The sequence below is a fragment of the Pseudomonas sp. H26/SER47-MNA-CIBAN-0231 genome (genome assembly GCF_040310465.1).
Taxonomy (GTDB): Bacteria; Pseudomonadota; Gammaproteobacteria; order Pseudomonadales; family Pseudomonadaceae; genus Aquipseudomonas; species Aquipseudomonas atacamensis.
The window spans coordinates 1-3735 of the sequence record NZ_JBEOPW010000037.1; the positions used below are offsets into that span (position 1 = coordinate 1).

At 60.2% G+C, this 3735-nt stretch carries 5 protein-coding genes; 2 read left to right on the forward strand and 3 right to left on the reverse strand.

The annotated features are described in order from the left end of the window. Positions 1-177 precede the first annotated feature (177 nt). From AAEZ10_RS27045 to AAEZ10_RS27055, 3 genes are all read right to left on the reverse strand, one after another. A complete protein-coding gene (locus AAEZ10_RS27045; protein WP_350571755.1) occupies positions 178-693 on the reverse strand; it encodes a PaaI family thioesterase in 516 nt (171 codons plus the stop codon). A gap of 8 nt (positions 694-701) precedes the next feature. Next, positions 702-1859, reverse strand: coding sequence for a GGDEF domain-containing protein (locus AAEZ10_RS27050; RefSeq protein WP_016774431.1), 1158 nt, complete (start codon positions 1857-1859; stop codon positions 702-704). Between the two features lie 105 nt (positions 1860-1964). Next, on the reverse strand, positions 1965-2213 hold the full coding sequence (locus AAEZ10_RS27055) for a hypothetical protein (protein ID WP_350571758.1): 249 nt from the start codon (positions 2211-2213) through the stop codon (positions 1965-1967). A gap of 167 nt (positions 2214-2380) precedes the next feature. Between AAEZ10_RS27055 and AAEZ10_RS27060 the strand changes: the two genes are divergently transcribed. Beyond that, on the forward strand, positions 2381-3022 hold the full coding sequence (locus tag AAEZ10_RS27060) for a class II glutamine amidotransferase (RefSeq protein WP_273528815.1): 642 nt from the start codon (positions 2381-2383) through the stop codon (positions 3020-3022). Positions 3023-3107: 85 nt separating this feature from the next. After that, a complete protein-coding gene (locus AAEZ10_RS27065; RefSeq protein WP_076563236.1) occupies positions 3108-3449 on the forward strand; it encodes a hypothetical protein in 342 nt (113 codons plus the stop codon). The last annotated feature ends 286 nt before the right edge of the window (positions 3450-3735 follow it).

Sequence of the window (3735 nt, forward strand, 5' to 3'; positions counted from 1 at the left end):
ATGTGCCTATTAAAAAGTGTCCACCATGTCTCCGAACACCTGTCCACCATGTGTCCGGTACATACAGGGAGAGGGCTAGGGTGAGGGTTTTTTCAAGATTTGAGTTCGGCTCGGTTTCCCAGGTCGGCGTATTTCCACCAGACACCACGGTCAGTTCCCTCTCCCTCTGGGAGAGGGTTAGGGTGAGGGGCTTTGGCTTTTGCGGCCATGCGCTGCATCCGCCAACTGCCCCGTATCCACCCGCACAAACACCGAATCACCCACCGCCGTGAGCACTTCCCCGGCATACACCTCGCAAATCACCCGGGTCTTGCGCCCGACTTCACCTTCGACTCGCGCGCGCAAGAGCAGCGGTACGCCCATCGGCGTTGGCTTGATGAACTTGATCCCAAGGTTACCGGTGACGCAGTCGATGCGCGGCAGGCTGCCGGCTTCGCGGTTTTCCGCGCGGTAGTGCCAGGCCATGGCGGTCCAGTTGGAGTGACAGTCGACGAGCATGGCGATCAGCCCGCCGTAAACCAGATCCGGCCAGCCGCAATATTGGGCTTCGGGCACATGCTCGGCGATGACGTGGCTGCCGTCCTCATCCCACCGACTTTTTACGTGCAGGCCTTGCGGATTGCGGCCGCCGCAGCCGTAACAAACGCCTTCGGGGGCGGCGAGGTCTTGCAGCGGGGTGGCGTGGCTGGACATGGCTGGGGTCATCCTGGAGTGGCGAGGCCGGACAGGCGCAAGCGGTTGCGTCCGCCGCGTTTGGACTCGTAGAGCGCGGCGTCGCCAAGTTCGATCAGCGCCGCGAGACTGGCCGGCGGTTTGTCGAACAGGGTGGCGCCGATGCTCAAAGTCACCGCAGCGGACGTGGGATAGGTGTGCGACGCCAAGGCCAGAAACTGTTCGCGCAAGGCATTGCCCAGTTCAAGGATAGCTTCGGCTGAGGCATTGTTGAGCAGCATCAGAAACTCGTCGCCACCCAGCCGCGCCGTCAGCGCATGGGGCGGCAGCTGGGCGCGGATCATCTCGCTCAGAGCAATCAGCAAGCGATCACCGGCGATATGCCCGTACTGGTCGTTGACCAGTTTGAAGTTGTCGATATCGATCAACAGCAACGCACCCGGTCTTTGCGCGGAGACACCGGCCAACAGGCGTGGCGTGCGTTTTTCCAGGGCGCGGCGGTTGTAGAGGGCCGTGAGTGGATCGCGCTCGGCGAGGCGGGCGATCTGTTTTTCCCGGCGATAACGCTCAGTGCCGGTCATCGACAGGGCGATCAACATGATCGCCATTGCGCCTTCGACCAGCGAAATCTGAATGATCTCGCCGCGAAACGCCGCCAGATCGATCAGCGTGCCGGGGATCACCACGGTCAGGGCCTTGGCCACATAAAAGATGCCGTGGCCGAGCAGCACATAACGCAGTTGCACCGCGCCAACGCTCAACGACTTGCCGTGTGGACGCAGCAGCGAACTGGCCTTGAGTGTCGGGATCGCCACCAGCAGCGAGTTGGCCACCAGCATGGCCTTGGACCACAGCGGGCCGTCCGGCATCATCAACATGATCAGCCACGTCGCGAAAATCAGGTACCACGCCGGCGACAGTCGGGTCTGGGTGAAGCGCGCCACGCCGAGCAGGAAGAAGAAATGCGCGGTCACCAGCAGGCCGTTGGCAAACCAGATGCCCAGCAGCAGAAAACCGCTGCTGCGCAGCAGCGCGAGGGTGGAACCGATGGTGATGGTGGCGAAACCGGCGCTCCAGAACAGTAGCGAAGGCTCACGGATGCTGCGCCACTCGACCGCCAGGTACAGCGCGGCAGCGGCTGCGAGGGCGATCGTGATGGTCAGCATCGTTGGCGGGTCGAGCGGCATTTCCGGGCAGGCCTGTCTGTATGGCAATAGGCCTGCGATTGTAAGCGTTTGGTCAGGTTTTTCGCAGGGGGCGTGTTGCCGGGCAGACCACTGGCGCTTCAGCGGTCACTCTTGCGGGCTTAGCCAGGTGTCTACCACGCGGCGATCGAGCTCTTCCCAATAGGCCATGCCCAGCACCCGCGTGGTATTGAGGCCGCGCAGATAACCGCGCAGTTGCTGGGCAGTGTCGCGGATCAATTGCGCATCGCGGGTGTTTTTGTCCAGCAGGACGCTTTCGTACTGCACCAGGTATTCGGCTACGCGGTTGCGATATTCGGGCAGCACGGCGTCACGGATCAGATCAAACGTTCTCAAGGCGAGACCCTCATCATTTTTCATGGATGTATCCAGTGTGCATCAGTCTGCGCGACACGCAACTATTGCTGGAAGTAATAGTGACCATCAAGAAACGCAAGTTCTGCTTTGCCGGCGATCGGCGGAAAATCGCCTCCATCGAAGACGCAGCTCAAGGAAATTGCGCGATGAACATTCTGACTCGACTGGCAATGATCGCCCTGCTGATGGGCGGGTTAGTTACCGCACCGGCTTACGCAGACGACGCCCGGTCGTGTCACCTGCAACCCATCGCCGCCAGCGCCTCGGCGTTGCAGCACACGCAGACCGTGGGGGTGTTGTTGAGCGAAAACACGTTGCAGAACCTGCAATACCTGGAGCGCTACCACGACATGGCGCTGAACGGTGCGAAAGACGCACTGGACTCGCGAATCCGCGACGCCTTTGTCGGCAGCTCCGACCCGGAACTGGCCCTCGACTGGCTGGTGAGTTCGCTGCAACAGCAGTTCGTCTCGGTGACCGTCTACGACAACCTCGATGCGCTGGTTCAGGCCCATCCGGACGTGGTGGTCAAGCTCGACACGTTCAACCGCTTGCTGACTCAGCGCAACAGTTTGGTCGAGGCGCGCTTCTCTGCGCGGTTCTACGACGCCGATCTGCAGTACATCGGCAAGGCCGAGGGGGCGATTGAGCAAGAGTTGCCTTCGGTCTGGGTGCACAACCAGGCAGCGCCGCAGATCGCCGCGCAGATCAATCAGCAACGTGATCTGCAACTCAATGCGCTGAAGCAATTCGATGTGTCGCTCAAGGCCCTGGTGGCGTCGAGCTGATTCTTAAAACGTAAATGGCAACGGCGGCGCCGTGAAGTCGAACCGTTGCCGGTTGAACCGAACCTTTATTTTCAGGATTTACTCCATGCGTCCTTTATTCGTGCCAGCCATGGCTTTTGTTTCCCTGTTGCTCGCCGGTTGCGCTTCGGCGCCGAACGATCCGACCCTGACCTTGCAGACCAGCAAGACGCCGGCGCAGTACGCCGATTGCGTGGTGCCGAAGTTGCAGGACAGTGCGTTGAATCCGACGGTTTCGCAGAGTCAGCGCAGTTATCGGATTGTGGTGCCGAGCAAGGTGTCGGCGGATAACGTGCTGGAGGCGTACAAGGCGGGGAAGGGCGGCAAGGTGTTCATTTATGAGCGGCATTTGCTGGCGTCGAATTTGTTGCCTTCGAGTTTTGAGCGGGCGGCTCAGGAGTGTATTTGATCTGAGCGCTTGACGGGTTTTGACAGAGCTCCTTTGGTTGGCCGCAACCAACCAATTTTTTCGCCCCACACTGGTTTTCGGTTGTGGGGCTTTTTTTGTGTTCTTGGCGGCCTTTGGGCCGACCATGCTCTTCGGGTTTTGGGTGTATATCCGTTTCTGCGGGTGTGGCCGATTACGGTTCCGCTCTTACAGCGGGTCACTTTTTCAAACCCCCCCGTGTCAGCCTACCTGTCACCTCTGTTAATTGACTCAACCATTCATGGGGGCGAAGGTGTCTAGCAATGCC

What these genes read in the sequence shown, in the direction of transcription:
- AAEZ10_RS27045 (WP_350571755.1), bottom strand. Translation starts at nt 693, where the DNA reads ATGTCCAGCCACGCCACCCCGCTGCAAGACCTCGCCGCCCCCGAAGGC.
- AAEZ10_RS27050 (WP_016774431.1), bottom strand. Translation starts at nt 1,859, where the DNA reads ATGCCGCTCGACCCGCCAACGATGCTGACCATCACGATCGCCCTCGCA.
- AAEZ10_RS27060 (WP_273528815.1), top strand. Translation starts at nt 2,381, where the DNA reads ATGAACATTCTGACTCGACTGGCAATGATCGCCCTGCTGATGGGCGGG.
- AAEZ10_RS27065 (WP_076563236.1), top strand. Translation starts at nt 3,108, where the DNA reads ATGCGTCCTTTATTCGTGCCAGCCATGGCTTTTGTTTCCCTGTTGCTC.